The following is a 25079-nucleotide window of genomic DNA, read 5'->3' as shown; positions in this document are numbered from 1 at the left end:
GAACTGACCGCTCGGCTTCGTCGTCATCGCAAGATCCCTGGTTCAAAAACAGGGAATCACATCCACACAATTTTGCAACAGGCCCGCAAGGGGGGAGATTGGCAGGTTCAGCGCTGCGCTCACCCTACAACGGTGTAGATTTGGCGAAAGCCGAGATAACAGCTGATCTCCCTCCTTGCGGGGGAGATGGCCGGCAGGCCAGAGGGGGGGTGCTGTCCCGCCGACTTAGATCACGAAAAAATCCTCGATGCGCTGCCTGGCCTCCAGCAGCACGGGCAGGATCTCCCGCTCCATCTCTGCGACAGAAAAACGCGCGGATTGCGTCGAGACGTTGATGGCCGCGACCGTGCGCTCTGCCCGGTCGCGGATCGGCACGGCGATCGAGCGCAGGCCGAGTTCCAGTTCCTCATCGACGATGGCAAAGCCGTCCGCTTTCGCCTTGCCGATGGCGCCGGCCAGCAGCCTGACGTCGATGATCGTCTTCGGCGTCCGTCTCTCGATGGTCGCCTGGTCGAGGAATGCGTCCAATTCCTGAGGCGTCAGGCCCGCGAGCAAGATGCGCCCCATCGAGGTGCAATAGGCAGGCAGCCTGGTGCCGACATCGAGTGACACGCTGAGAATGCGGCGGCCGGGAATGCGGGCGACATAGACGACATCCTCACCCGACAGGATGGCTGCCGAGCAGGCCTCGTTCAGCTGTGCGGCGACCGCGCGCATGATGGGGGCGGCGAAGGCCCATAGCGAGGCGCCGCCGAGCCAGGTGCGGGCAACCGTCAGCAGGCGCGGCGACAGCGAGAACACGCGGCCGGCTTGTGTTGCATAGCCGGTGGCGGTGAGTGTCAGCAGGAAGCGGCGGGCGCCGGCGCGGGTCAGGCCCGCTTCCTCGGCCATTTCAGTCAACGTCATGCCCGAGGGATGGCGGGCCAGGATCTCCATGACGGCAAGGCCGCGTTCAAGCGAGCCGACATGATCACGGGAAACAGCCTCTTCGTCCATCTTGTCTCCGCAGAACGACATCGGCGTCAGGATTGACTCCACGCCTCTGCTCAGCATAGAAAGTATCGCATATAAAACATATGTTCGCAATACGAACTTTCTCAGCCTGGAGCCGATGCGATGGTCAAGTTCCTGCCGCTCAAACAGGCCGTGGCCGAGAATTTGAAAGATGGTGACACGGCTGCCTTCGAGGGCTTCACCCATCTGATCCCGACGGCAGCGGCGCATGAGGCGATCCGCCAGGGTTTTCGCGACCTGACCTTGATCCGCATGACGCCGGACCTGATCTACGACCAGATGATCGGCATGGGCATGGCGAAGAAGATCGTCTTCTCCTATGTCGGCAATCCCGGCGTCGGCCTGCTGCGCCGCGCCCGCGATGCCATCGAGAACGGTTTCCCGCGCTCACTTGAAATCGAGGAGCACAGCCATGCCGGCATGGCCAACGCCTATGAAGCGGGTGCTGCCGGCCTGCCCTGCGCGGTGTTTCGCGGCTATCGCGGTGCTGGCCTCGCGGCGGTCAACCCGAACATCAAGTCTGTCACCTGTCCGTTCACCGGCGAGGTGCTGGCCGCTGTTCCTTCGATCCGGCCTGACGTCACCTTCATCCATGCGCAGAAGGCCGACAAGAAAGGCAATGTGCTGGTCGAAGGCATCATCGGCATCCAGAAGGAAGCGGTGCTGGCGGCCAAACGCGCGGTGGTGACGGTCGAGGAAGTGGTCGACAATTTCGACGATCTGCACCCCAACCTGACCGTGCTGCCGCGCTGGACGATTGCCGCGATATCGGTCGTGCCCGGAGGCTCGCATCCGTCCTACGCGCATGGCTATTATGCGCGCGACAATGCCGCCTATCTCGAATGGGACGAAATCGCCGCCGACCGCGAGAAATTCCAGGCGTGGATGCGGGCCAACGTCATCGAGAAGAGTGCCGGCGATTTCGAGGCCCGGGTCGAGCATCTGAGGAAAGCGGCATGAGCGACAATCAGGGCTTCACCCCCAACGAGATGATGACGATCGCCGCCAGCCGCGCGCTGCGCAATGACGATGTCTGTTTCGTCGGCATCGGCGCGCCATCCGCCGCTTGCAATGTGGCGCGGCTGACGCATGCGCCCGACATCACCTTGATTTACGAGAGCGGCACGATCGGCACCGCGCCCGACGTGCTGCCACTGTCAATCGGCGATGGCGAATTGTGCGAAACCGCCGTCACCACCGTCGCGGTGCCGGAGATGTTCCGCTACTGGCTGCAGGGTGGGCGCATCTCGATCGGCTTCCTCGGTGCGGCGCAGCTCGACAAGTTTGGCAACATCAACACCACGGTCATCGGCGATTATTTTCACCCAAAGACCAGGCTGCCCGGCGGCGGCGGCGCGCCAGAGATCGCGACGTCGTCGAAGGAGATCTACATCACCATGGCGCAGACCAAGCGCGGCATGGTCGAGAAGATCGATTTCTTCACCTCCTTCGGCCATGGCGAGGGCGGCGATCATCGAAAGCGTCTGGGCATCGACACCGCCGGCCCGACCTTGCTGATCACTGATCTCGCCATCTGGAAGCCGGATCCGGTGAGCAAGGAATTCACCGTCGTGTCGCTGCATCCAGGCGTCACCCGCCAGCAGGTGCAGGAGAGCTGTGGCTGGGTGGTTAAGTTCGGCGAGGCGCTTGACGAAACGCCGGCGCCAAGCGAACTCGAACTCAAGACATTGCGCGACCTGCAGGCCCGCACCAAGGCGGCGCATGAGGGAACCGGAAAAGCAAAGGCTGCATGACATGGCCGAGGCCTACATCTGTGACTACATCCGCACGCCGATCGGCCGCTTCGGCGGCTCGCTGTCTTCCGTGCGTGCCGACGATCTCGGCGCGATACCGCTGAGGGCATTGGTCGAGCGCAATCCCGGCATCGACTGGCAGGCTGTCGACGATGTCGTCTATGGCTGTGCCAACCAGGCCGGCGAGGACAACCGCAACGTGGCGCGCATGGCGCTGCTGCTGGCAGGCTTGCCGAAGGAGATTACGGGCTCCACCGTCAACCGCCTGTGCGGCTCCGGCATGGATGCGCTGACCATCGCAGCCAGGGCCGTCAAGGCAGGCGAGGCGGAACTGATGATCGCGGGTGGCGTCGAATCGATGAGCCGGGCACCCTTCGTCATGCCCAAGGCCGACACGGCGTTTTCGCGCAATGCCGAGATTTACGACACCACCATCGGCTGGCGCTTCGTCAACCCACTGATGAAGAAGCAGTATGGCGTCGATTCGATGCCGGAGACCGGCGAGAATGTCGCGGAAGAGTTCGCCATCTCCCGCGCGGACCAGGATGCCTTTGCCGTGCGCAGCCAGGACAAGGCGGTCGCCGCGCAAGCCAATGGCCGGCTGGCCAAGGAGATCACGCCAGTGACGATCCCGCAGCGCAAGGGCGATGCGGTTGTCGTCTCGAAGGATGAACATCCCCGTGCTGGCACGACGGTCGATGCGCTGGCCAGGCTGCCGACACCGTTCCGCCAGGGCGGCACGGTGACGGCCGGCAATGCCTCCGGCGTCAATGACGGGGCGGCGGCCCTGATCGTTGCCTCCGAGGCAGCCGTGAAAAAGTATGGCCTGACGCCGATCGCCCGCATCCTCGGCGGCGCTGCCGCCGGTATTGCGCCGCGCATCATGGGCATCGGCCCGGTGCCGGCGACGCAAAAACTCTGCGCGCGGCTTGGCCTGACACCAAAACAGTTCGATGTCATCGAGCTCAACGAAGCCTTTGCCTCGCAAGGCATCGCCGTGCTGCGCCAGCTCGGCATTGCCGAGGATGCACCGCACGTCAACCCGAATGGCGGCGCCATCGCGCTCGGCCATCCCCTGGGCATGTCGGGTGCCCGCATCTCCGGCACGGCGGCGCTGGAGCTTCGTGAGCGCGGCGGCCGCTATGCGCTTGCCACGATGTGCATCGGTGTCGGCCAGGGCATCGCGATCGCGCTGGAACGGGTTTGATCGGCGGCCCTTGCTTGGCCGGCTAAGATCAAGAATCCGGTGCGCGGTTCAAATTTGACCACGTGGACAAAAGTCTGGCGTCGTTCCATACTTCCCCGTCTGACATTTTCACGAACAGCCGGCTCGACACGGCTGTCGAACAGAGGGGAATGCAATGGAAAACCGGAACAATAAATCGCAGATAAAACGCGAAGGGCTTTCGCGACGCAATGTACTGGAGCTGGGCGCGCTTAGTTTGGCGGCAACGATGCTGCCGGGCGCCGCCTTCGCGGCGGACAAGAAGCTGAAGGTGGCGGCGATCTTCGCCACGCCGATCGAGGAGCCATGGGACAACCAGATCCATGTCGCCCTGCAGAAGGCCGAGAAGGAACTCGGCATCGAATACAAATGGTCGGAGAAGGTGCAGACCGCCGATTTCAGCCGCGTCATGCGCGAATATGCGCAAGGCGGCTACCAACTGGTGCTGGGCGACGCCTTCGCCGCCGAGCGCGAATCGCGCCGCACCGCCAAGCAGTTCCCGAAGACCGCCTGGCTGTTCGGCTCCGGCGCCGGCCCGGCGGAACCCAATTTCGGGGTGTTCGACAACTGGATCCACGAGCCCGCCTATCTCTCGGGCATGATCGCTGGCAAGATGTCGAAGTCGGGTACGATCGGCGCCGTCGCGGCGATGGGCATTCCGGAGGTGAACCGGCTGGTCAACGCCTTCTTCGCCGGCGCCAGGGAGGTCAATCCCAACATCAAGAAGAAGGTCGCCTTCATCGGCTCGTTCTTCGATCCGCCCAAGGCCAAGGAAGCGGCGGTCGCGCAGATCGACGCCGGCGTCGACGTCATCTACGCCGAGCGCTTCGGTGTCATCGAAGCCGCGGTGGACAAGAAGATCCTCGCCATCTCCAACATGTCCGACCAGTCGAGTCTCGGCCCCGACACGGTCATCACCGGTCCGGTCTGGGACATGTATCCGACGGTCGAGCAGGCGATCAAACTGGTCAGGGCCGGCGTCTTCACCGCGCAGGACTATGGCGATTTCTCGCGCATGGCCAAGGGCGGCTCGCATTTGGCGCCCTACCACAAGTTCGACAAGACGCTGCCGGCGGACGTCAAGGAGCTGGTCGAAAAGAAGAAGGCGGAGATTCTGGAAGGCAATTTCCGGGTGGATGTGGACGAGAATACGCCGGTTTCGGATTGATTTCTTTACCCTCCCCCTTGTGGGGAGGGTCGATCCGCGAAGCGGAGCGGGGTGGGGGTCCTCGTAGGGCGCATCCCCACCCCGTCTCGCAATCTCCGCTTCGCTCCGACTGCGAGCCGACCCTCCCCACAAGGGGGAGGGTGAAGCAGAGCCTCTCTCCGCAGGAGCATCCTTGTCCGCCCCACTCATCGAAATGCGCGGCATCACCAAGAGCTTTGGCGCCGTCAAGGCGAACGAGGCCGTCGATCTCAGCGTCGCGCCCGGCGAGATCCTCGGGCTACTGGGCGAAAACGGCGCCGGCAAGACGACGCTGATGAATGTGCTGTTCGGCGCCTATGCGCCCGACGCCGGCGAGATTCTCATCCAGGGCCAGACGGTGCGGATCACCAGTTCCGCCGATGCGCTGGCCGCCGGCATCGGCATGGTGCACCAGCATTTTCACCTCGCGCCGCGGCTGACGGTGCTGGAAAACCTGCTCATCGGCATTCCCGGCAAGACAGGACGGATCGACCGCGCCGGCGGGCTGGCGCGGCTGGCCGAGATCGGCCGCCAGCATGGGCTGGTGCTTGACCCGGACCTGCCGGTCTCGGCGCTGTCGGTCGGCGAGCAGCAGCGGCTCGAAATCGTCAAGGCGCTGTTTCGTGGCGCCAGGCTGCTGATCCTCGACGAGCCGACGGCGGTGCTGGCGCCAAGCGAGGTCGACGGGCTGTTTTCGGCGTTGCGTTCTATGGCGGCGCAAGGTCTCGGCATCATCTTCATCTCGCACAAGCTCAACGAGGTGCGGGCGCTGACGCATCGCTGCACGGTGCTGCGGCATGGCCGCGTTGCCGGCCGCGTCGATGACCCGGCCAACACGACATCCTCGGAGATGGCAACACTGATGTGCGGCCATGAGATCGTGCCGCCGGCGCGGGGACCATCGGCGCCGGGTGCTGATGTGCTGACGCTCGACGGTATCTCAACCTCGCATCATTCGGGCACGGCGCTGCGCGACGTATCGCTTGCCGTCCGTGCCGGCGAAATCCTCGGCATTGCCGGGGTGTCGGGCAATGGCCAGCGGGCGCTGGCGGAGGTGATCTCCGGCGTGCGGGCGCCCGATGCCGGCCGGATGACGATTGCCGGCCAAAAGGTCTCGCGGTTCTCGCCGCGCGAGGTGCAGGCGCTCGGACTTGGCCGTATCCCGGAAGACCGCATGACGACCGGACTGGTGACCAATCTGCCGCTGGCCGATTCGATGGTGCTGCCGCGCATCGGCACCACAGCGTTCAGCAGCAGGGGCCTGCTCAAGCCCGATGCGATCCGCGCCTTCACTGAGGCGCAGATCAAGGCCTATGATATCAGGTGCCCCGGGCCGATGACCCGCGCCGGGGCGCTGTCCGGCGGCAATCTGCAGAAGGCGTTGTTGGCACGCGAGCTTGCCTTCGATCCGAAGGTGCTTGTTGTCTCGCAGCCGACGCGCGGCCTCGACATCGGAGCCGCCCGCTTCATCCACGAAAAATTCCTCGACATGCGCGCCAAGGGCTGCGGCATCGTCGTCATTGGCGAGGATCTCGAAGAACTGCTGGTGCTCTGCGACCGCATCGCGGTGATGTATGAGGGCCGCATCGTCGGCACGCTCGACAGCGCCGATGCAACGATCGCACGGCTCGGCCTGATGATGACCGGGGCGGAGGGCCACAGCTGATGTTTCGCCTGGAGGTCCGCAGCTCGACGCCGACCTGGTTCAACCTCGCTCTGCCATTGCTCGCGATCGGAGCAACGCTCATCTTGTGCAGCGGCCTTATTGCGCTGGCCGGCCCCGGCGTGCTCGAAGCTTATGGCGTGATGTTCACGGCGTCGCTGGGCGACAGCTATGCGATCACCGAAACGATGGTGCGTGCAACACCCATGATCTTCACCGGACTGGCGGTCGCGGTCGCCTTCCGAGCAAAATTCTGGAACATCGGCGCCGAAGGGCAATTGCTTGCCGGCGCGGTGGCCAGCTGCTTTGTCGGCGCCATTCCAATGCCGGGGCCGCTCGCCATGGTCTTGATGGCGGTGGCGGGCGCCGCAGCGGGAGCCGCAGTCGCGTTGGTGCCGGCGACGCTCAGAGTAAAATTCAAGGTCGATGATGTCGTCAGTTCGCTGTTGCTCAACTCGGTCATCTATTACGCCTTGATGGCGCTGATCGAGGGGCCGTGGAAGGACAGTTTCAGCGGCTATCCGATCTCGCCGCCGATCGAGGATTCGGCCAATTTCCCGGTGCTGCTCGAAGGCACGCGGCTGCATCTCGGCGTCGTCGCGGCACTGATCGCGGCGCCGCTGATCTGGTTCCTGATCGTGCGCACGACGCTCGGCTTCAGGATCAGGGTCACCGGCGAAAACCCGGAAGCCGCCAGATATGGCGGCATCCACGTCGAGCGGGTGCTGATCTCGACGGCGCTGCTGTCCGGCGCGCTGGCCGGATTGGCCGGCGTCGGCGAGGTCGGCGGCGTGCATTTCCAGGTGATGAGCGACATCTCGCCGGGCTACGGTTATTCCGGCATCGTCGTTGCGATGCTGGCGCGGCTCAATCCGCTCGGCGTCGTGCCGGCGGCGATCTTCCTTGCCGCCGTGATGACCGGCGCCGAGGCGATGTCGCGGGCGACCGGCGTGCCGGCCTTCCTCAGCGACGTCATCCAGGGCACCGCATTGCTTGCCATGCTTGTGGCGCTGCTGTTCACCGCCTATCGCATCCGTCGCGTCGGAGTTGCCCGATGAGCGCGGTGTTCGAACAAATATTCCAGGTCGGCTTCCTGGCCGCGATCATCCGCATTGCCACGCCGCTGGCTTTCGCGACGCTCGGCGAAATGTTTTCCGAGCGGGCCGGCGTGCTCAATCTCGGCATCGAAGGCATCATGCTGTTGTCGGCGATGACGGGCTTCACCGCCGCCAGCCTCACCGGCAGCCTGTGGCTTGGCGTGCTGGCGGCGGTGCTCACCGGCATGCTGATGGGCGCGCTGCATGCGCTGTTCACCGTGGCGCTCGGCCTCAGCCAGCACGTCTGCGGCATCGGCGTGACGCTGTTCTCGTCGGGCCTCGCCTATTTCCTCTACCGGCTGATCTTCGGCCAGCAATCAGTGCCGCCCAGCATCAAGGGTTTTCAGACGCTGCCGATCCCTCTCCTGTCTGACATCCCGGTGCTCGGGACGGCGGTGTTCAACCAGTTCGCGCTGGTCTACATGGCGATCCTCGCCATTCCGCTCGCCGCCTTCGTGCTCTACCGCACGCCATGGGGCCTGTCGGTGCGCATGGTCGGCGAAAACCCGCGCGCCGCGGATTCGGCGGGGGTCAGTGTCACCGCCACGCGCTTCCAGGCAGTCATCCTCGGCGGGGCGCTGATGGGGCTGGCCGGCGCCTTCCTGTCGATGGCGCAGTTCAACGCTTTCACCTTCGGCGTGGTGTCGGGGCGCGGCTGGGTGGCGATCGCGCTGGTCGTGTTCGGCCGCTGGGATCCGTGGCGCTCGGCGGGTGCGGCACTGCTGTTCGCCTTCGTCGATGCGCTGCAGCTGCGCATGCAGGCCAGCGGGCTCGGACACATCCCCTACGAGGCGTTCCTGATGCTGCCGTTCATCTTCACCATCGTCGCCATGGCGGTGATGTCGCGCAACGCGGTGGCACCGTCGGCGCTGCTCAAGCCGTTTCGGCGGGAAGAGCGGTAGCAAAGCTTGGGTTCCTCGCCCCGCAAAGCGGGGAGAGGTGGCCGCGAAGCGGTCGGAGAGAGGCCTGCGACGCTGGCGAGTTGTCGCCGAAGCAAGGCAAGGTCGAGCCATTCCCCCTCTCCGTCTCGGCTTCGCCGAGCCACCTCTCCCCCCATTCGTGGGGGCGAGGAACCCGCATCCTGCCAAGTTCGCGCCTTCTTTGAGCGTCTCACATCGCGGTAAAGCCGTTATCCACAAACAGATGCGTGCCGTTGACGAAGCTCGACTCGTCGCTGGCCAGGTAGAGCGCTGCCCTCGCCACCTCTTCCGGTTCGCCGATGCGGCCCTGCTGCGCGGCCAGCGCCGCGTCGGAGACGTCGACGCCGAGCCTGCCGAGGTCGGCGACCTCGCGCAGGCCGTGCGGCGTGCGGATGAAGCCGGGGCAGACCGCATTGCAGCGGATGTTGCGGTCGCGGAACTCGACGGCGATGGCGCGGGCGAACATGTGGCAAGCGCCCTTGGTGGTGTCATAGAGCACTTCGTTGGGAGTCGCCGCCACCGCCGAGATCGACGAAGTACAGACGATCGAGCCGCCGCCGGCCGCAATCATGCCGGGCAAAACGGCGCGCGTCATCAGGAACATCGAGCGCACATTGACGGCATGCAGCCAGTCCCATTCCTGGACCGTCGTCTCCAGGAAGGGTTTGATGACGATGGTGCCGGCGTGGTTGAACAGCACGGTGACCGGTCCGAGTTTTTCGATAGCACCCTTCACCGCCGTTTCGACCTGGGCTTCGTCGGAGACGTCGGCGATGAAATGCTCGGCTATCTGTCCCCGCGCGCGTATCGCCGCTGCGGTTGCGGCGGCCGCCTCGCCGTTGCGGTCGATGATCGCCACCTTGGCGCCTTCGGCGGCGAACAGCTCCGAAGCCGCTCCGCCCATTCCCGTCGCTCCTCCCGAAATGATGGCGACCTTGCCGGCCAGTCTTGTGCCCATTTTTCTGCCCCTGTGTGACGATTTCGCTTTGCTGGTTGGGCGATGCTACCGCGCCCGTGCCGGGCGGCCAATCCACGAATTGAGCGCAGCGAGGGCAAGGCCATAGGTCCATTCGGACGCAGAAGCAAAAAACGGACGCGCCATATGGATCGGCCGTCCGAGCGCTCCCTCTAAGCAAGTGCCTACCAACTTCCGGCATCATAGGAGAAAATTATTCTGTCTTTAGCCCAAAAATAGCAATCGACAAAGTCTACCAGTTTTATAGATTAGTCGCCGAGACGGAGGTCGATATGTCCTACATCCAGAACGCCCAGACGGATCGCAGCGCTCAGCGGTCGGCCAATGCCCAGGCCTTTCGCCCGGCCTATGCCGGGGCTTTCGCCTATCTCGTCTTTGCCCTTGCGTTCGTGTTCACCGGGGCAGTTGTTCTGGGCCTTATTCCCTGAGTCGTCAGATCGACCGGGGTTAGCTGCCCACCGCTTTCAGGCAATCGGAGTTGAATGAACCGAATCCTCGGCGTGCTTTCGCGCGCCCGACACAACGGAGGACATGGCAATGCCGATCGAGTTCACGCATATTCCGGGTAAGACCGCCGATGCCGCGGTTCCCTTTTTCTACGACTTTGCCGAGACCGCGACCAAGCTCGGGCTGATCGAGGATGGCGGCTTCCGCAAGATCGTCGTCGACGATTCGGCCGGGCTGCTGACCAACATGGATCTTGCGGCCCAAGTGCTCGATCGCACCTCGTCGCTGGAAGTCGTGCTCACCCATTGGGCGGGCGTGGTCGAACCGACCGTGGCAGCCCGCCAACTGGCGTCGATCGACAGGAAAAGCGGCGGACGCCTGGCGCTGAGGATGATCAGCGAGCCGCTGAGCGACGCCGACGCCGAAACACGGCCGGTCGGGCACACCGTCATTTGGCAGCGCATAGACGAATATCTGGTGTTGCTGAAGCGGCTGTGGTCGAACGACCGGCCCTTCGACCACGAAGGAACGTTCTACAGCATCAAGGGCGGCTACGTGCCGCGCAAGGGACCGCACGGCGCCGACCTGGTCATCCGCATGGGCGGGCAGTCCGGAACGGCACTCAAAGTTGCCGGCCGGCATGCCGATGTCTTTGAATTGGCACCGGGCTCGATCGATGAGATCCGGCAATTGATGGAGCGGGTGCGCCGCTCGGCCGCCGAACATGGCCGGGCCGGCAAGCTGCGCTTCGCGCTTCCGGTCGGGATTCACCAAGGTGCTTCCGCCTCCGGCCACAAGGCGATCGATGTTGCCGGGCCGCCAGCCCAGGCCGCCCTGTCGCTGCTTGCCTATGCAGCCCTCGGGATCGATGAATTCATGATTGTCGGCGTCGACACGCCGCGTGAGATCGCAACGGTCGGCCGGGAAACCATCGCCCTGCTGCGCAATTCGCTGGCGCGTCGCGAACACGAGGCATTCCAGCCTGGGGCATATGCGTCTCGTGCAGGATTGGAGACGCGCGCAACGGGCTGAGTTCTGGCCTACGGAATGAAAGCTATTCCGGTAACGCCGAGATCCTTCACACCCCCCTCTGTCCTGCCGGACATCTCCCCCGCAAGGGGGGAGATCGACAGCTTCACCCGCAGCGCTCGTCTTGCCACGTTGGCGATTAGTGAAAGCCGAGATGACAGCCAATCTCCCTCCTTGCGGGGGAGATGGCCGGCAGGCCAGAGGGGGGTGCTGTCCCGCCGGCATTGATCTTGGCGCCCTAACTCGCCATGCCCGACAATCGCGACAAGCCTTCAATGACAGCGCTGGAATCAGCGAGCGCGCCAAAGACGCCATCCTCAACCGTCACCATGTGAAGCGCTGCTTCGTGCGCTTGTCTGTCGCCGCTGGCGCAAGCGTCCGAGATCGTCAGGCATTGGAAATTCCGGTCGCAGGCTTCGCGCAGCGTGGTGTGGACGCAGACATCCGTCGTGCATCCGGAAAACATGAGATGCGTGATGCCTTGCGCGCGCAGGACAAGCTCGAAATCCGTATAAATGAAGGCGCTGTTGCAGGTCTTGTCGACAATGATGTCCTGCGGCGCCACATCGATCTCCTGAACGATCTGGAACCCCGTGCCCGAGCGCAGCAGGATATCGGTGCCGTCGAGACCGGCGCGCTTGCGGCGCCATTTTTCGTAAGGCGTCATATCGGCCATATCGGCCCGCTAGCCCTGCCTCGTGTGGATGACCCTGACGCCGGCCTTGCGCGCGGCCGCGATCAGCCGGCTCACCGTCGGCAGGATCGCCCTTAGAGGCGACGGGTCATAGCCCTGCCTGGCGAAGTAGCCTGATGTCGAAAGGAAATCCTGCTGCAGGTCGATGACGATCAGCGCGGTGTTTTCGGCCACCAGCCTGCCGTCATAGGGGAAATCGAAGGGCGTTGCCTTGATCATCCGGGGCTCCCTGCTTTGGGCCGCCACCATAGTGGATCAGCGCGACGACACCAGATGCTGGGCGTCGTGCAGGCGCCGATAGATGCCGCCGGCGCGGAGCAGTTCGCTGTGCGAACCCTGTTCGACGACGCCGGACTCCGAGACGACGACGATGCGGTCGGCGCCGCGGATCGTGGCCAGCCGGTGTGCGATGACCAGCGTGGTCCGGCCCTCGGCAAGTTCGGCCAACGACTTCTGGATTTCGCGCTCGGTCTCGGTGTCGAGCGCCGACGTCGCCTCGTCGAGGATGAGGATCGGCGGGTTCTTCAGGAACATGCGGGCGATCGCCAGCCGCTGCTTCTGGCCGCCGGACAATTTTACGCCGCGCTCGCCGATGATCGTGTCAAAGCCGGCCGGCAGGCCCGATATCATGCCGTCTAGCTGCGCCCGCCGCGCGGCATCGGTGATGGCCTCGTCGGAGGCGCCGAGACGGCCATAGGCGATGTTTTCGCGGATCGAGCCGCCGAACAGGAAGACATCCTGCTGGACGATGCCGATCTGGCCACGCAGCGAAGCGAGCGTCATGTCCCTGATATCGATGCCGTCGATGCTGATCCGCCCGGCGCTGACTTCGTAGAACCGCGGCAGCAGCGAACATATGGTGGTCTTGCCGGCGCCCGACGGGCCGACGAAGGCGATGGTTTCGCCGACGTGAATGGCGAGATCGATATCCCTGAGCACCGGCTTGCCGTCACCATAACCGAAGCTCACACCGCGATATTCGATGTCGCCCTTGAGCCCGCTGGCGGTAACGGCATCAGGCCGGTCGGCGATGTCGGGTTCGGTGTCGAGCAGCTCGGTGTAGCGGCGGAAGCCTGCAATGCCTTTTGGATAGGTCTCGATCACCGAATTGATCTTTTCGATCGGCCGCACGAAGACGCCGACCAGAAGCAGGAAGCCGACGAAGCCGCCATTGCTCAGGCCTCCCGTAATGACGAGGTAGCTGCCGGCGATCATGACCACGAGCTGGATCAGCCTGATGCCCATATAGTTCAGGGAATTGCTGGCCGACATGATGCGGTAGGCGTCGAGCTTGGTCTGGCGGTAGCGCTGGTTGTCATGCGCGAAAAGCGTGCGCTCATGCTCCTCATTGGCGAAGGCCTGGACGACGCGCATGCCGCCGACATTCTCCTCGATGCGGACGTTGAAATCGCCGACACGCCGATAGAGCGCCTGCCAGTTGCGCTCCATGCGGTCGCCGTAGCGCATCGTCACCCAGGCGATCAGAGGCACGATCACCGCCGTGATCAACGCCAGATGCATGTTGACCGTGAACATCAGCACGAAGGCGCCGGCGAAGGTCATGATGGCGATGAACAGGTCCTCGGGGCCATGATGCGCGATCTCGCCGATCTCCTCGAGATCCTTGGTGACGCGGCCGACGAGATGGCCGGTCTTGTGATTGTCGTAAAAGCGGAACGACAGTTTCTGCAGATGATCGAAGCTCTTGCGCCGCATCTCGGTCTCGATGTTGATGCCGAGCATGTGGCCCCAATAGGTGACGACCGCCATCAGCACCGTGTTGAGCAGATAGATCACCAGCAGCCCGGTCGAGGCGATGATGATCAGCGTCCAGTCCTGCTGCGGCAGCAGCTGGTCGACGAAGGTGCGGACCGCCATGGGAAAGCCGAGTTCGAGCAGACCGGCCAGCACCGCGCAGGAGAAGTCGAGCGCGAACAGCCCCTTCCAGGGCGCGTAGTAGGAAAGGAAACGTCTGATCATCGAGGTGAACCGCAAGCTGTCTTGATGGACGCGGCGAGGGCGCCGGCCGCCATCGATGGGCGCTGCTTACAATCGGCAGGGCAGGGCCGGCAATATGCCAGGGCCGACTTCATTGCCTGCCTTTCCACATCAGCGCCATGAAATAGGGGCCGCCCACGAAGGCGGCGATGAGGCCGGCCGGCACTTGCCAGGGAAAGATCAGCGTCCGCCCTGCCCAGTCGGCGGCAACGAGGATCAGCCCGCCTGTCATGGCCGAGGCCAGAAGCTGCGGCACGGCGCGGCGGAAGCCGAGCATGCGTGCGAGGTGCGGCGCCATCAGGCCGACGAAGCTCAGCGGGCCGATGACCAATGTCGCGGTTGCGGTGGCTAATGCGGTGAGCGCAAGCAATGTGGCGCGAACACGTCCCAGTCGCAGGCCAAGGCCACGCGCGGCGGTTTCGCCGAGCGGCAGTATATCGAGCCAGCGCGCGGTCAGCGGCGCCAGCGCGAGGACGGCGACCGCGACCGTTGCGGCGGTGAGGGCATCATTGGGTGTTGCGCGATAGGTCGATCCCGACAGCCAGGTGAGCAGGAAGTCCATGCGCGGATCGCCGCTGGCCAGAAGCAGCGCGGCGAAGGCGGACGCGACCGTCGCAACGGCGACGCCGGCAAGCAGCAGCCGTTCCGGCGACAGGGCATTGCGCCGCCCGGTCAAAACAACGATCGTCAGCGCCAGCATGGCGCCGGCGAGGGCGGCGCCGAGCATTGCCGCGCGGTTGAAGCCGTCGCTGAGCAACAGCAGCGCCAGCACGCCGAAAGAGGCGCCGCCGGAAATGCCCAGGACCTCGGGCGCGGCTATCGGGTTGCCGGTCATGCGCTGCATCAGCGTGCCGGCGACGGCGAGCAGGACGCCCGCCGACAGGGCGACGACGACGCGAGGCGCTCGCAGAGCAAGCAGCTCGGTCAAATCCTCGGATGCGATCCAGTGCCAACCGCTTGCGCCACGGCCAAAGCCGATGGCGAGAACAACCGCGAGGATGAGCGCCAGCAGGCCCGCGATCAACGGCAGGCCGTTTGACGGCAGGCGTACCGACGACACCATGTCGGTCTGCCTTTCGGGAGTGGTTCGCATTCGCGGCAACAGGAACAGCAGCAGCGGCGCGCCGAGCAAAGCGGTCGCGGTGCCGGCGGGGATTTCGCCGGCGAACGGCAGATGCTGCACCAGACGGTCGGTGAGCCAGAGCAGGGTGCCGCCGCCCAGCGGCGACCAGACCAGGCGGCGGCCAAGCGTGCGCGCTCCGGCCAGCCGCGCCAGCGCCGGGGCGGCGAGCGCCACGAAACCGATGACGCCCACCTCGGCGACGACCAGCGCGCTGAGCGAGACGGCGACAGCCATGCCGGCAAGGCGGATGACGGCCGGCCGGGTGCCGAGCGATGCCGCGCCGTCGTCGCTGAGATCGAGCAGCCGGAGGGGTCGCCAGAGCAGGAACGCGGCGCAGATGCCGGCCAGCAGCCACGGCGCCAGAGCAACGACCTCCGCGTCGCCATTCTGCACCAGCGAGCCGCTCTGCCAGATGAACAGCTCCTCGGTGTATTCGCGGTTGAGCGCCATCAGCAGCGCGCCGGCCGAGCCGAAAGAGAGGCTGACGACGAGGCCGGCGATGATGATCGACACTGGCGAAAAGCTGCGCCCGCGCGCCAGTGCGAAAACGGCTGATGTGGCGAGCGCGCCGCCGGCCAGCGCCACGCCTTCGCGCCCACCTTCCAGCAGCCACGGCGCGTAAAGAGTGGCGGCCGCCAGAGCGAGGCTCGCTCCGGCATTGGTGCCGATCGTGGTCGGCTCGGCCAGCGGATTGCGCAGCACATGCTGCATGATGGCACCGGCGAGACCAAGTGCAGCGCCGGCCAGCATGCTGACAGCGACACGCGGCAGGAAGGCATAGCGATACAGCAACTGCGCTGGATCGGATGTGTCGGGGGCGGTGAGCGCCTGCCACCACAGGTGCGTAGGCAGAAGGTGGATGAGATCGAAGACGGTCAGCATCAGCGCCAGCCCCGCAGGCACGGCTACCAACAGGATAAGCGCGCCGATGCCGTCGCTCTGTCGCGGCAGGGACATTGCCTGGGCGATCATGCCGCTGCCACGAATTCGGCGAAACGCGCGGCAGCAGTGAGACCGCCGAACGGCCAGACCGGCGGAATGGTCCGCACTTGGCCGTTCCGGACGCAGGGCAGATTGGCCCAGAGCGAGCTGCGGGCAATCCTGATCCTGATGTGCGGCGGGATAGGATCGAGCGAGATCAGCTGCGCCTTGCCGACGGCGACCAGTTCCTCGATGCCGACCGTCGAAAAACCCCATTCATTGGTGGCGCCGGTCCAGGCGTTGACGAGGCCGAGCCGGTCGAGGACATCCTGCAGCAGGTTGCCGGCGCCGTAGACGCGGACATGGCGATCATCGAACATGCTGACGACGCAGACCGGTTTTTGCACCGCCCGCTCCAGCCTGGCGCGGGCGTGCGCGATCGAGGCTTTGATGCGCCCGACAAGGTTTTCTGCTTCCGCCCCACGGCCAAGCATGTCGCCAAGCTGCAGCGTCACCTGTTGCGCCTGCGCGTAAGGTGGAGCCTTGCCGCTGTAGAACGGAACGTTGAAGGTCGGCGCCAGTCTGGTGAAGCTGCTCTCGTCCAAGCCATAGCCATAGGCGCCGACGATCAGGTCGGGTCGCAATTCCCTGAGCAGTTCGAGATTGGGTTCGCCGCGCGATCCCAGGTCGACGGTGGCCTGCGGCAGTGCCGGGCCCTGCACCCAATCGCCATAACCCCTGATGTCGCCGACGGCGAGCGGCGACAGGCCGAGCGAGACCACGATTTCGGCCGATGTCCATTCCAGGCAGACGACGCGGGCAGGTGCCGCGCGTGCCATGCCGCCCGGCAAGGCGAGGCCGGTCGCGGCGAGGCCGGCAAGATACTGGCGCCGTGTCAGCGCCGCCATTTTGGGTCGGCCCGCCACCTTGCTTCTACCATGTGTATTTCACCGAACCGTTGATCCTGCGGCCCTCGCCGTAGAAGCAGCCGAAGCCCGAGGAGAAGCAGGAGGCGACGTAGCGTTTGTCGAACAGATTGCTGGCATTGAGGCTGAGCGTGGCGTTCTGCCAGGCGTAATGCACCGCCGCGTCGGCGAGCACGACCGACGGAACCTTGAAGCTGTTGGCGTCGTCGCCATAGGTCGAGCCGACATAGCGGACGCCGGCACCCAGGCCGAGACCTTCGAGCTTGCCGCTCATGAAGGTGTAATTGGCCCAAAGCGATGCGGAATGGGCCGGCACGCCGAAGGGCATGTTGCCTTCGTTGCTGACCCAGACGCCGTTGACGTCTTCGACAGCGGTCGCCTTGGTGATCTTGGTGTCGAGGTAGGTGTAGGCCGCTCTCAGATCGAGGCCCGCATCCAGGCTCGCCACGGCTTCCAGTTCCACGCCGCGCGAACGGATCTCCCCGGTCTGGAACAGATCGTTGGGTGAGCCCTCATTGCCGGAACGCACGACATTCTGCCGGGTCAAGTCGAAAACTGAGGCCGTGATGAAGGAATTCCAGCCGGTCGGCTGGTACTTCAGCCCGATCTCGTATTGTCTGCCGGTCTCGGGCACGAACAGATTGCCGTCGCTGTCGGCGCCCGCCACCGGCTGGAACGATTCGGAATAGCTGACATAGGGCGCAAGCCCGTTGTCGGCGAGGTAGACGAGCCCCGCCCGGCTGGTGAAGGCGTTGTCCTTCTGCTCGGGAATGTAGCCACCGGCCAGATTGTCGTAGACCTTGGCGTCCGACCAATCCTGGCGGCCGCCAAGGGTCAGCCGCCAGTTGCCGAGCTTGATCTGATCCTGCGCATAGAGGCCAACTTGCTGCTGGGTGGTGTCGGTATCGGTATAGGGCGTCAGATCACCGATCTTGTAGCCGTAGATCGGATCGAAGACGTTGAAACCGTCCTCGACGGTCCCTTCCGAGGCATAGTCGCGGTAAGTGTAGCGTTTGTAGTCGAGGCCGACGAGCAGCGTGTGGGCAAGCGGCCCGGTGTCGAAATCGGCTTGTGCCTGGTTATCGATGGTGACGCCGCTGAGCTTGGTGCCACCGGCATCTGCATAACGGTAGTAGTCGCCGCTTGAAGGTTCCAGGCCGTTCGAGTCCGTCAGTCCGCCACCAAAGACGCCTTCCTCGGAGTGGGTAAGGTGGACGTAGCGGGCATGCTGTCGAACCTGCCAGGTTTCGTTGAAACGGTGATCGAATTCGTAGCCGATCGAGGCCTGGTCGTTGTTGTAGGAGTCGAAGCCGGGTTCGCCGACGAACATGCTGTTCGGCAGGTACTTGCCGTCCTTGCCCGGTATGACCGCGCCGTAGGCAGGCAGATACTGCATCGCCCATCCCGAGCGATCGCGCTGATAGTTGGCGAGGATGGTCAGGCTGGTGTCGGCATCTGGCTGCCAGGTGATCGCCGGCGCGATGAAGATGCGGTCGTCCTTGACGAAATCGGTCTGCGTGTCGCCCATGTGAGCGGCACCGGTGAGGCGAAACAGCAGCGACTTGTCGGAGTTCACGGCACCGCTGAAGTCGAACCTGCCTTCATACCGGTTGAAGCTGCCACCACCGAATTCGACCTCGCGCAGGTTTTCCTCGGTTGGCCGTTTGCTGACATAGTTGATGATGCCGCCGGGGCTTGCCTGGCCATAAAGCACCGACGCCGGTCCGCGCAGCACCTCGTAGCGTTCCGCGCCATAGGAATCGAGTGCGGTGAACAGGGTGAAATTGCTCTCCTTGAGCTGCAGCCCGTCCCTGTAGAAGACGCCGCTGGCGTTCGAAATGCCGCGCAACTGCAGGCCGAGGCCGCGATTGTCGGTGCCGTAGAGATTGCCGGTGGCGCCGGGTGTGTAGCGCAACGCGCTGTTCAGGCTGTCGACGGCTTGCGCTTCCATCTGGTCCCTGGTGATGACCGATATCGATTGCGGCGTCTCGATCAGCGGCGTGTCGGTCTTGGTGCCGGTGGAGCCCTTGGTGGCAACGTAGCCCTTAACCGGCCCGAATGCGCTTTCGACACGTTCCTGGACGTTGATCGGGTCCAGGGTGGTGGTGACCGTCTCCTGGGCCAGTGCATGGCCGCAGCCAAGCAGGGCCGGCAGCGACACCGTTGCGATCAGCAGGCGCTTGCGCGCCATCCGGTTCTGCCAAATCGGTCCATGTCCTGAAATCATCCGGTGCGCCTCCTATTTCCCAATTCCGTGCCGATATCGCCGGTCGCGACGATTTGTTGATCATTGCAGTCATCTTCAATGTTGACTAGTAAGGTCATGTTTCATAGTCAACCGGGCATGACCTGTCGAAAGCCGGAATCTGGAAATGCGGGCGGCCGCACTGGAGAAAAGCCATGAGCATGGCTGGAATTGATGCCCAGACTGCCTTCCATATCGATGCCGTACGCTTTGCCGTCGGCGAGCGGACGCTGCTCGGTCCGGTTTCGCTCGAACTGGAGCGCTCGCGCGTCTATGGGCTGATCGGCCACAATGGTTCGGGCAAGTCGACGCTTATCAAGCTCATGGCGCGCCAGCAGCCGGCGAGTTCAGGCGCCATCACTTTCGCCAGGCGTCCGTTGCCGCAATGGGGTGCCCGCGAATTTGCCCGCGCGCTTGCCTATCTGCCGCAGACGACGCCTGCGGCGACCGGCCTGACCGTGCGCGAACTGGCGACGCTCGGGCGCTATCCCTGGCATGGCGCGCTTGGCCGTTTCCGCGCCGAGGACAGGCAGCATGTCGAGGAGGCGCTGGCCCTGACCGATATGGAGGGTTTTGCCGACCGGCTGGTGGACGAATTGTCGGGCGGCGAGCGCCAGCGCGCCTGGCTCGCCATGCTGGTGGCGCAGAACGCCGGCGTCATGCTGCTCGACGAGCCGATCTCGGCACTCGACATCGCCCATCAGGTCGAGGTGCTCGGGCTGGTCAAGGAGCTCAGCCGCAAACGCGACCTATGTGTCGTCGTCGTGCTGCACGATCCCAACATGGCGGCGCGCTACTGCGACGAACTGATCGCGCTGAAGGACGGCAAGCTGCTGACGCGCGGCACGCCCGGCGAAATCATGCGCAGCGATGTGCTGAAAGGCATTTTCGGTGTGGAGATGGGCGTGTTCGCGCACCCCGTCACCGGCCAGCCTGTCGGCTATGTGCAGTGACAATATCTGATGCGGCGGCGGGAAATAAAAGGCGGCAGGCCGCTGTGAGAACAAGGAAGAAGCTGTTGTCGAGAACTGGTTTGTTGGCGGCGTTGGTCGCATCCGTCATCCTGTCGGCCGGCAGCGCGATGGCCCAGGAGCAACCCGCCGGTGCCGCGCCGGCGGTCGAAACCCCCGCCGTACCCGCAGCCCCAGCGCCGATTGCACCCGCACCCGCCGCACCGGCAGTCGCTCCGCCGGCCACAATGGCGCCTTCGCAGCCAGGCACGCAGCCGAATACGGCCGCGCCGGCCGAGACCGGACCTTCGACGGCGATGGAGATGACCTTGCCGCATGACCTGTCGCCATGGGGCATGTTCATGGCGGCCGATATCGTCGTCAAGGCAGTGATGATCGGGCTGGCCTTTGCCTCCCTCGTCACCTGGACGATATGGTTGGCCAAGTCGCTGGAGCTTTTCGGCGGGAAGCTGCGCATCCGTCGCGCCGTGCGGGCGATCGGCGGGGCCGCCACGCTGAAGCAGGCCAGCCGTACCCTCGACCGCAGCGGCGGCCCCGGCGCGCTGCTGGTGCGGGCGGCCGAGGAGGAGACCGCACTCTCGGCCGGCGCGCTCGATCATGTCTCGGGCGACGGCCTCAAGGAACGGGTCACGTCGCGCCTGTCGCGCATCGAGGCGGCGGCGGCGCGGCGCATGTCGCGCGGCACTGGCGTGCTGGCGACGATCGGCTCGACAGCGCCCTTCGTCGGCCTGTTCGGTACGGTCTGGGGCATCATGAACGCCTTCATTGGCATCTCGCAGGCGCAGACCACCAATCTCGCCGTGGTCGCGCCGGGTATCGCCGAGGCGCTGCTGGCCACCGCGATGGGCCTGGTCGCGGCCATACCGGCCGTTGTCATCTACAACGTCTTTGCCCGCTCGATAGCCGGCTATCGGCAGATCCTCGCCGATGCCGCCGCAGGGGTCGAACGGCTGGTCAGCCGCGACCTGGACTTCCGCACCGTTGCGCCGGCAACGCCACTGGCGGCGGAGTAGGCGCCATGGGAAGCAGAATCCGACAGGCCATGGATGATGATCTCGAGGAAAGCCACGAGATCAACGTCACCCCGTTCATCGATGTCATCCTGGTGCTCTTGATCATCTTCATGGTCGCGGCACCGCTGGCCACGGTGGATGTCAATGTCGATCTGCCTGGTTCGACGGCAACGCCCGCACCGAGGCCCGAGACACCGCTGTTCCTGACGCTGAAGGACGATCTGACGCTGGCGATCGGCAATGACAGCGTGCCGCGCCCGGCTTTCGCCACGACGCTGGACGCCAAGACCAAGGGCGACAAGCAGACGCGCATCTTCCTGCGCGCCGACAAGGCGGTCGCCTATGGCGACCTGATGGAGGCGATGAACCTATTGCGCGGTGCCGGCTATCTGAAGATCGCGCTGGTCGGCCTGGAGACGGCTCCCGCGTCCAATTCTCCGGCGCCCGCAGCCACGGGTGCGCCGACGCCATGACGCAGGCGGTCGCTGTGCCCTCGGTCCAGTTGTCGCGCTTCGGTTGGCGCGACCTTGGCTTGTGGGCCGGTGCTGCCGCGCTGGTCCTTGGAGCCCATGTCGCGGTCGCCTATGCAGTGCAGAACCTCACAATGGTCACCGAAGCGGATGGCGGTCCCCCCCCCGCGCAGATGATCGAGATGGCACCGATGGTGGTGATGCCGGCCGTGGAAGAACAGGTCGCCGCGCTGGATGCGGTGACGCCAGATCAGACCGAACCGACACCGACGACCGAGCCGACACCTGAAGAACCGGTCGAAAAGGCGGAGCCGGTTGTCGAGCCGCCGGAAGCGGTCGCGCCAGACGAGACAGAACCCACCCAGACCGAAACGGTTGAAGAGGTCGATCAGCCGCCGCCGGATGAGGTCGTCCCCGATGTTGCCGAGGCTGTCACGCCCGACGTCGTCATTCCCTTGCCGCAGCCGAAACCGGTCGAAGCTGTCAAAGACAAGAAACCGGTCGCGGCCAAGGCGAAAAAGCCTCTCGAGAAGCCCAAGCCGCGGCCTAAGAAGGAGAAGGCAGCCCCGCCGAAGACGGCAACCGCCACCAGCGCCGACGCACGGCCCGCGGCCAGGACCGCCGCGCCGAAGTCGGCCGAATCGACGTCTCGCTCCGGCGACTCCAGCAAATGGGACTCCCGTCTGGGTGCCTGGATCAAGCGGCACACGCGCTATCCCAGTTCTGCCAAGGCCCGACGCGTCGAAGGCAGGCCGTATGTCGCCTTCACGGTCGACTCGTCCGGCCGGGTCCTGTCCGCCAGGCTCTCTCGTTCCTCGGGGGATGCGGATCTGGACCGTGCGGCGCTCGCCGTGCTGCAAGGCGCCACGGTGCCGGCACCGCCACCGGAACTTGGTTCGCGTCTGAGCCGTACAGCGCCGTTCGTGTTCAGCCTGCGCAACTAGAGCATTCACCGTTTCACGGAAACGGCGAGCTGCTCTAACTCTTTGTTTTGACGCAATTCTCTAGGGAAAGCGCTACGCGCTTTTCCCGGGAAAACCGCTTCACACTTTTCCTAGAATTGCTCTAGAGCCGAACTTGATCGGGCCGGCCTGTCAATAGGCCAGTGACAGGCTCAGGGCCTCGACCTGTTCGAGATAGAATCGGCATTTCGTGCGCAAGGGCCCGAGGCCCGGGTCATCGGCGCCGTTGATCTCGACGGTCTGCATCATGAAGTCGAAATGGGCGTGGAAAGCGTCCACTGTACCCCAGAGACTGTCGGCCTGGCAGCTGTCGGCAATCGCCATCGAGACGAGTTGGCGGGCCTCGACCCGCGCGGCGTCAGGCGACGGCGGCCGCCTGGCGATCAAGACGTCGAGCCGGCTGAAAATGCTTTCCCTGGCATCGACGCTTCTGATGTTGGCTATCATGTTCATGTGCAGGTCCCCCTTGGCATTCCAGACGCGCAATAGGTTCCGGTCCGAAATTGAAAAACTGGCGATCAGAGCATTTTCAGCGGCGCCAATGAACGCGTCGCGTTTGGGCGGGCGACATGCATCAAGCTTGAGCGACCGACCGCCGGTCCTGCGGGCAGGATGCAATCAGGGCCGGGATGGCGGTTGGATCGGAGGGATGGCCCCTGATGATGTTGGCGACCTCGGCATCGGCCTGCTCGAACCAGTAGACCATGTCGGCGCGGCGCAGGTCCGTCGCGGCCTTCTTCAGCAAGGGCAGCAGGCTTTGCAACGCGCACAGTGTCTCCCACCGGTTTGGGGAGGTCGAGCCGGCCACCGCGCATGCGGCTGACGATTGCATGTCGCTACGCTCTCCGTGGCTGGACGGCCCGAGTGTCTTTTGCCTGCGCCTTGGGGTGCAGCGGGTTGCCGCTGAGCTGCGCATGCCTGGCCGGCCGTGCGCCGCGAAGAACGTCGAAGGCCTCTGCATAGGCCATGCCGAGCAGATAGGAGATCATCGGAAAACGGCTGGCTTCGGCCATTTGCACGAGCTCATTGGTCATCGAGGAAATATATTGAAGACTATCGATTTCCGACTGGCGTAAGGATTGATTTGGCACGTGCTGCTCCTGTCTCTGGTTATACCTAGGGAACGCGTTACTGGCCGCGATGCACATAGTTGGTCGACTAATTGATGGATTGGCCCGCCGTCGAGGGATCTCTTTCCGGGGTCGAGAGGGTCAAGGCATAGATCGGTGCGTCGGTGAAACTGTCGAGACCAAGCAGCCGCTTGATCGCGGAATGACTGAGCGCGGCTGTCGGACATGCCGACAGGCCATGGTTGGTCGCCGCCAGCATGATGTTCTGGCCGATATGGCCGGCCTCGATCAGCACGACACGATAGGCGTTGGCGTCCTCATATTTCCACATCGTGCGATCGAGCTTGGCGCAGAGCAGGACAAGGCACGGCATGGCGTCGGCCCACTCCTGTCCGCCGACCAGTTCGGAGATCTTCGGCAGATGGTTTGCAGAAATCCTGCCAAGGTCGTGATCCGCGGCGGAATAGTGATAGACACCGGGTTCGAGGCCATCGACGCCGAGCGCGACCACATAGGCCTCATAGGGATTTCGCGCGCCGCCTGAAGGGGTCATGCCGAGCGGCAGGGTGCCAACGCAATTGGCGGTCTCGCCGATGATGCCGAGCCCTGCGAACAGGCAATCGGAAAGCTGTTTGGCCGTGATGGTGGGCTGAGCCGCCGTGCGGTTGGTGCGGCGCCGCGCCATCAAGCTGAGAAGTTCATTGTCTTCCAGTGCATTCGGCAGCTGGATGGCGCCCGCGGAATTCTTGAGCATGAGGTTCGGCTGCGGCGTATGGCCGGCGCGTTCTATCTGCCGCTCTTCCGCTTGCTCGATGGTCATGTATTCGCTGTCCTGGACGCAGAAATGCATCAGCGCCGTCGGAAGCCCCCAACTCCATTGTCCTGAAAACTGCTCCTCCTGCTCGGCGAGAGGCGATCCGGCTGTGACCAGCGCGGAGAAATCGAGCAACTGGGGAACGACAGCCTTCAACTCGGACTTCGACCATCCATGGGCGCGGGCAATGTCCGCCGTCGATGCCCATTTGTCCCACGATGCGAGAAGGCCGACCATCTCGGGGCTGCATTCAAACACGCTTCTGGTCAGGAAGTTGCAGGCCGTGACCTTGTTCGGTCCGGGGTAGAAAACAAGCGTTTTAGAAGAGCGCATTTTCATGAAGCTGGTTGCCATCTGCGGAGCCGAGGCGCCGACAAGCAAGACGCTCGTCGGCGCAGAACGGCTTCAGCGCTTGTTGTAGTGCATGCCCTGCGAAAAGAAGACGGCCTGCGTGCCGGCGGCAATCGTCAGCTTCGGAGCATTGGTCATTTTCTTGGCCATTTTCATCCCTTTCCTGACCCCAATTTGGGATCCGTTGAAAGACCCCCAGAACGGGATCCG

The 25079-nt window shown here is 64.3% G+C and carries 23 protein-coding genes and 1 pseudogene; 13 read left to right on the top strand and 11 right to left on the bottom strand.

The window, feature by feature from the left end; genetic code table 11:
- Positions 1 to 225 precede the first annotated feature (225 nt).
- The gene (locus NKH06_RS27315) at positions 226 to 996 is read right to left on the bottom strand and encodes an IclR family transcriptional regulator domain-containing protein (protein ID WP_352442121.1); all 771 of its coding nucleotides are present in this window, start codon (positions 994 to 996) and stop codon (positions 226 to 228) included.
- A gap of 120 nt (positions 997 to 1116) precedes the next feature.
- Between NKH06_RS27315 and NKH06_RS27310 the strand changes: the two genes are divergently transcribed.
- From NKH06_RS27310 to NKH06_RS27280, 7 genes are all read left to right on the top strand, one after another.
- Positions 1117 to 1974: a CoA transferase subunit A gene (locus tag NKH06_RS27310; protein ID WP_023811186.1), complete on the top strand. Its 858-nt coding sequence runs from the start codon at positions 1117 to 1119 to the stop codon at positions 1972 to 1974.
- On the top strand, positions 1971 to 2768 hold the full coding sequence (locus NKH06_RS27305) for a CoA-transferase subunit beta (protein ID WP_352442122.1): 798 nt from the start codon (positions 1971 to 1973) through the stop codon (positions 2766 to 2768). Before NKH06_RS27310 ends, NKH06_RS27305 begins: the two co-directional genes overlap by 4 nt.
- 1 nt (position 2769) lies before the next feature.
- Positions 2770 to 3975, top strand: a complete 1206-nt coding sequence (gene pcaF / locus NKH06_RS27300) for a 3-oxoadipyl-CoA thiolase (protein ID WP_352442123.1) — start codon at positions 2770 to 2772, stop codon at positions 3973 to 3975.
- Positions 3976 to 4129: 154 nt separating this feature from the next.
- Entirely contained in the window at positions 4130 to 5161 is a 1032-nt protein-coding gene (locus NKH06_RS27295) for a BMP family protein (RefSeq protein WP_023811183.1), read from the top strand.
- A gap of 172 nt (positions 5162 to 5333) precedes the next feature.
- Positions 5334 to 6845, top strand: a complete 1512-nt coding sequence (locus tag NKH06_RS27290) for an ABC transporter ATP-binding protein (protein ID WP_128304111.1) — start codon at positions 5334 to 5336, stop codon at positions 6843 to 6845.
- On the top strand, positions 6845 to 7900 hold the full coding sequence (locus NKH06_RS27285; RefSeq protein ID WP_128304110.1) for an ABC transporter permease: 1056 nt from the start codon (positions 6845 to 6847) through the stop codon (positions 7898 to 7900). The genes NKH06_RS27290 and NKH06_RS27285 overlap by 1 nt, the downstream gene beginning before the upstream one ends.
- Positions 7897 to 8841 (top strand): ABC transporter permease, encoded by a 945-nt coding sequence (locus tag NKH06_RS27280; protein ID WP_128304109.1) that lies wholly within the window; start codon positions 7897 to 7899, stop codon positions 8839 to 8841. Before NKH06_RS27285 ends, NKH06_RS27280 begins: the two co-directional genes overlap by 4 nt.
- Before the next feature lie 208 nt (positions 8842 to 9049).
- On the opposite strand, the gene NKH06_RS27275 is transcribed toward NKH06_RS27280, so the two are convergent.
- The gene (locus NKH06_RS27275) at positions 9050 to 9817 is read right to left on the bottom strand and encodes an SDR family NAD(P)-dependent oxidoreductase (RefSeq protein ID WP_023811180.1); all 768 of its coding nucleotides are present in this window, start codon (positions 9815 to 9817) and stop codon (positions 9050 to 9052) included.
- Positions 9818 to 10107: 290 nt separating this feature from the next.
- On the opposite strand from NKH06_RS27275, the gene NKH06_RS27270 reads away from it, so the two are divergent.
- The gene (locus NKH06_RS27270) at positions 10108 to 10263 is read left to right on the top strand and encodes a hypothetical protein (protein WP_023811179.1); all 156 of its coding nucleotides are present in this window, start codon (positions 10108 to 10110) and stop codon (positions 10261 to 10263) included.
- Positions 10264 to 10372: 109 nt separating this feature from the next.
- On the top strand, positions 10373 to 11314 hold the full coding sequence (locus NKH06_RS27265) for an LLM class flavin-dependent oxidoreductase (RefSeq protein WP_128304108.1): 942 nt from the start codon (positions 10373 to 10375) through the stop codon (positions 11312 to 11314).
- Positions 11315 to 11549: 235 nt separating this feature from the next.
- Here NKH06_RS27265 and NKH06_RS27260 read toward each other — a convergent pair.
- The 5 genes and pseudogenes from NKH06_RS27260 to NKH06_RS27240 form a co-directional block, all read right to left on the bottom strand.
- A pseudogene (locus NKH06_RS27260) lies at positions 11550 to 12224 on the bottom strand (cysteine hydrolase family protein).
- Positions 12225 to 12260: 36 nt separating this feature from the next.
- A complete protein-coding gene (locus NKH06_RS27255) occupies positions 12261 to 13985 on the bottom strand; it encodes an ABC transporter ATP-binding protein (RefSeq protein ID WP_352894690.1) in 1725 nt (574 codons plus the stop codon).
- A 109-nt stretch (positions 13986 to 14094) separates the two neighbouring features.
- Positions 14095 to 16098, bottom strand: a complete 2004-nt coding sequence (gene fhuB, locus NKH06_RS27250) for a Fe(3+)-hydroxamate ABC transporter permease FhuB (RefSeq protein WP_352894689.1) — start codon at positions 16096 to 16098, stop codon at positions 14095 to 14097.
- Positions 16095 to 16955, bottom strand: a complete 861-nt coding sequence (locus NKH06_RS27245) for an ABC transporter substrate-binding protein (RefSeq protein ID WP_352442126.1) — start codon at positions 16953 to 16955, stop codon at positions 16095 to 16097. Before NKH06_RS27245 ends, fhuB begins: the two co-directional genes overlap by 4 nt.
- 25 nt (positions 16956 to 16980) lie before the next feature.
- Entirely contained in the window at positions 16981 to 19200 is a 2220-nt protein-coding gene (locus tag NKH06_RS27240) for a TonB-dependent siderophore receptor (protein ID WP_352894687.1), read from the bottom strand.
- Between the two features lie 179 nt (positions 19201 to 19379).
- Between NKH06_RS27240 and NKH06_RS27235 the strand changes: the two genes are divergently transcribed.
- The 4 genes from NKH06_RS27235 (at position 19380) to NKH06_RS27220 (ending at position 22616) form a co-directional block, all read left to right on the top strand.
- Entirely contained in the window at positions 19380 to 20171 is a 792-nt protein-coding gene (locus NKH06_RS27235) for an ATP-binding cassette domain-containing protein (RefSeq protein ID WP_164762277.1), read from the top strand.
- A gap of 65 nt (positions 20172 to 20236) precedes the next feature.
- Entirely contained in the window at positions 20237 to 21202 is a 966-nt protein-coding gene (exbB, locus tag NKH06_RS27230) for a tonB-system energizer ExbB (RefSeq protein ID WP_352864715.1), read from the top strand.
- 5 nt (positions 21203 to 21207) lie between these two features.
- Positions 21208 to 21675 carry a TonB system transport protein ExbD gene (gene exbD, locus NKH06_RS27225; protein ID WP_352442129.1) on the top strand — a complete coding sequence of 156 codons (468 nt, stop codon included), beginning with the start codon at positions 21208 to 21210 and terminating at the stop codon, positions 21673 to 21675.
- Positions 21672 to 22616, top strand: coding sequence for an energy transducer TonB family protein (locus NKH06_RS27220; protein WP_352736506.1), 945 nt, complete (start codon positions 21672 to 21674; stop codon positions 22614 to 22616). Before exbD ends, NKH06_RS27220 begins: the two co-directional genes overlap by 4 nt.
- A 150-nt stretch (positions 22617 to 22766) precedes the next feature.
- On the opposite strand, the gene NKH06_RS27215 is transcribed toward NKH06_RS27220, so the two are convergent.
- From NKH06_RS27215 to NKH06_RS27200, 4 genes are all read right to left on the bottom strand, one after another.
- Positions 22767 to 23087, bottom strand: coding sequence for a hypothetical protein (locus NKH06_RS27215; protein WP_031213427.1), 321 nt, complete (start codon positions 23085 to 23087; stop codon positions 22767 to 22769).
- A 121-nt stretch (positions 23088 to 23208) separates the two neighbouring features.
- Positions 23209 to 23466 carry a hypothetical protein gene (locus tag NKH06_RS27210; protein WP_352864720.1) on the bottom strand — a complete coding sequence of 86 codons (258 nt, stop codon included), beginning with the start codon at positions 23464 to 23466 and terminating at the stop codon, positions 23209 to 23211.
- 4 nt (positions 23467 to 23470) lie between these two features.
- On the bottom strand, positions 23471 to 23725 hold the full coding sequence (locus NKH06_RS27205; protein WP_023811699.1) for a hypothetical protein: 255 nt from the start codon (positions 23723 to 23725) through the stop codon (positions 23471 to 23473).
- A 67-nt stretch (positions 23726 to 23792) separates the two neighbouring features.
- Positions 23793 to 24857 carry a SagB/ThcOx family dehydrogenase gene (locus tag NKH06_RS27200; RefSeq protein WP_127268064.1) on the bottom strand — a complete coding sequence of 355 codons (1065 nt, stop codon included), beginning with the start codon at positions 24855 to 24857 and terminating at the stop codon, positions 23793 to 23795.
- Positions 24858 to 25079 lie beyond the last annotated feature (222 nt).

It is taken from the genome of Mesorhizobium sp. M1342 (assembly GCF_040317955.1).
Classification (GTDB): domain Bacteria; phylum Pseudomonadota; class Alphaproteobacteria; order Rhizobiales; family Rhizobiaceae; genus Mesorhizobium.
This window is presented reverse-complemented; position numbering and strand designations above follow the sequence as displayed.

Bases quoted from the DNA above. Each gene is read 5' to 3' on its own strand.
- NKH06_RS27315 (WP_352442121.1), bottom strand. From the start codon at position 996: ATGGACGAAGAGGCTGTTTCCCGTGATCATGTCGGCTCGCTTGAACGC.
- NKH06_RS27310 (WP_023811186.1), top strand. From the start codon at position 1,117: ATGGTCAAGTTCCTGCCGCTCAAACAGGCCGTGGCCGAGAATTTGAAA.
- NKH06_RS27305 (WP_352442122.1), top strand. From the start codon at position 1,971: ATGAGCGACAATCAGGGCTTCACCCCCAACGAGATGATGACGATCGCC.
- pcaF (WP_352442123.1), top strand. From the start codon at position 2,770: ATGGCCGAGGCCTACATCTGTGACTACATCCGCACGCCGATCGGCCGC.
- NKH06_RS27295 (WP_023811183.1), top strand. From the start codon at position 4,130: ATGGAAAACCGGAACAATAAATCGCAGATAAAACGCGAAGGGCTTTCG.
- NKH06_RS27285 (WP_128304110.1), top strand. From the start codon at position 6,845: ATGTTTCGCCTGGAGGTCCGCAGCTCGACGCCGACCTGGTTCAACCTC.
- NKH06_RS27280 (WP_128304109.1), top strand. From the start codon at position 7,897: ATGAGCGCGGTGTTCGAACAAATATTCCAGGTCGGCTTCCTGGCCGCG.
- NKH06_RS27275 (WP_023811180.1), bottom strand. From the start codon at position 9,817: ATGGGCACAAGACTGGCCGGCAAGGTCGCCATCATTTCGGGAGGAGCG.
- NKH06_RS27270 (WP_023811179.1), top strand. From the start codon at position 10,108: ATGTCCTACATCCAGAACGCCCAGACGGATCGCAGCGCTCAGCGGTCG.
- NKH06_RS27265 (WP_128304108.1), top strand. From the start codon at position 10,373: ATGCCGATCGAGTTCACGCATATTCCGGGTAAGACCGCCGATGCCGCG.
- NKH06_RS27255 (WP_352894690.1), bottom strand. From the start codon at position 13,985: ATGATCAGACGTTTCCTTTCCTACTACGCGCCCTGGAAGGGGCTGTTC.
- fhuB (WP_352894689.1), bottom strand. From the start codon at position 16,098: ATGATCGCCCAGGCAATGTCCCTGCCGCGACAGAGCGACGGCATCGGC.
- NKH06_RS27245 (WP_352442126.1), bottom strand. From the start codon at position 16,955: ATGGCGGCGCTGACACGGCGCCAGTATCTTGCCGGCCTCGCCGCGACC.
- NKH06_RS27240 (WP_352894687.1), bottom strand. From the start codon at position 19,200: ATGATTTCAGGACATGGACCGATTTGGCAGAACCGGATGGCGCGCAAG.
- NKH06_RS27235 (WP_164762277.1), top strand. From the start codon at position 19,380: ATGGCTGGAATTGATGCCCAGACTGCCTTCCATATCGATGCCGTACGC.
- exbD (WP_352442129.1), top strand. From the start codon at position 21,208: ATGGGAAGCAGAATCCGACAGGCCATGGATGATGATCTCGAGGAAAGC.
- NKH06_RS27220 (WP_352736506.1), top strand. From the start codon at position 21,672: ATGACGCAGGCGGTCGCTGTGCCCTCGGTCCAGTTGTCGCGCTTCGGT.
- NKH06_RS27215 (WP_031213427.1), bottom strand. From the start codon at position 23,087: ATGAACATGATAGCCAACATCAGAAGCGTCGATGCCAGGGAAAGCATT.
- NKH06_RS27210 (WP_352864720.1), bottom strand. From the start codon at position 23,466: ATGCAATCGTCAGCCGCATGCGCGGTGGCCGGCTCGACCTCCCCAAAC.
- NKH06_RS27200 (WP_127268064.1), bottom strand. From the start codon at position 24,857: ATGAAAATGCGCTCTTCTAAAACGCTTGTTTTCTACCCCGGACCGAAC.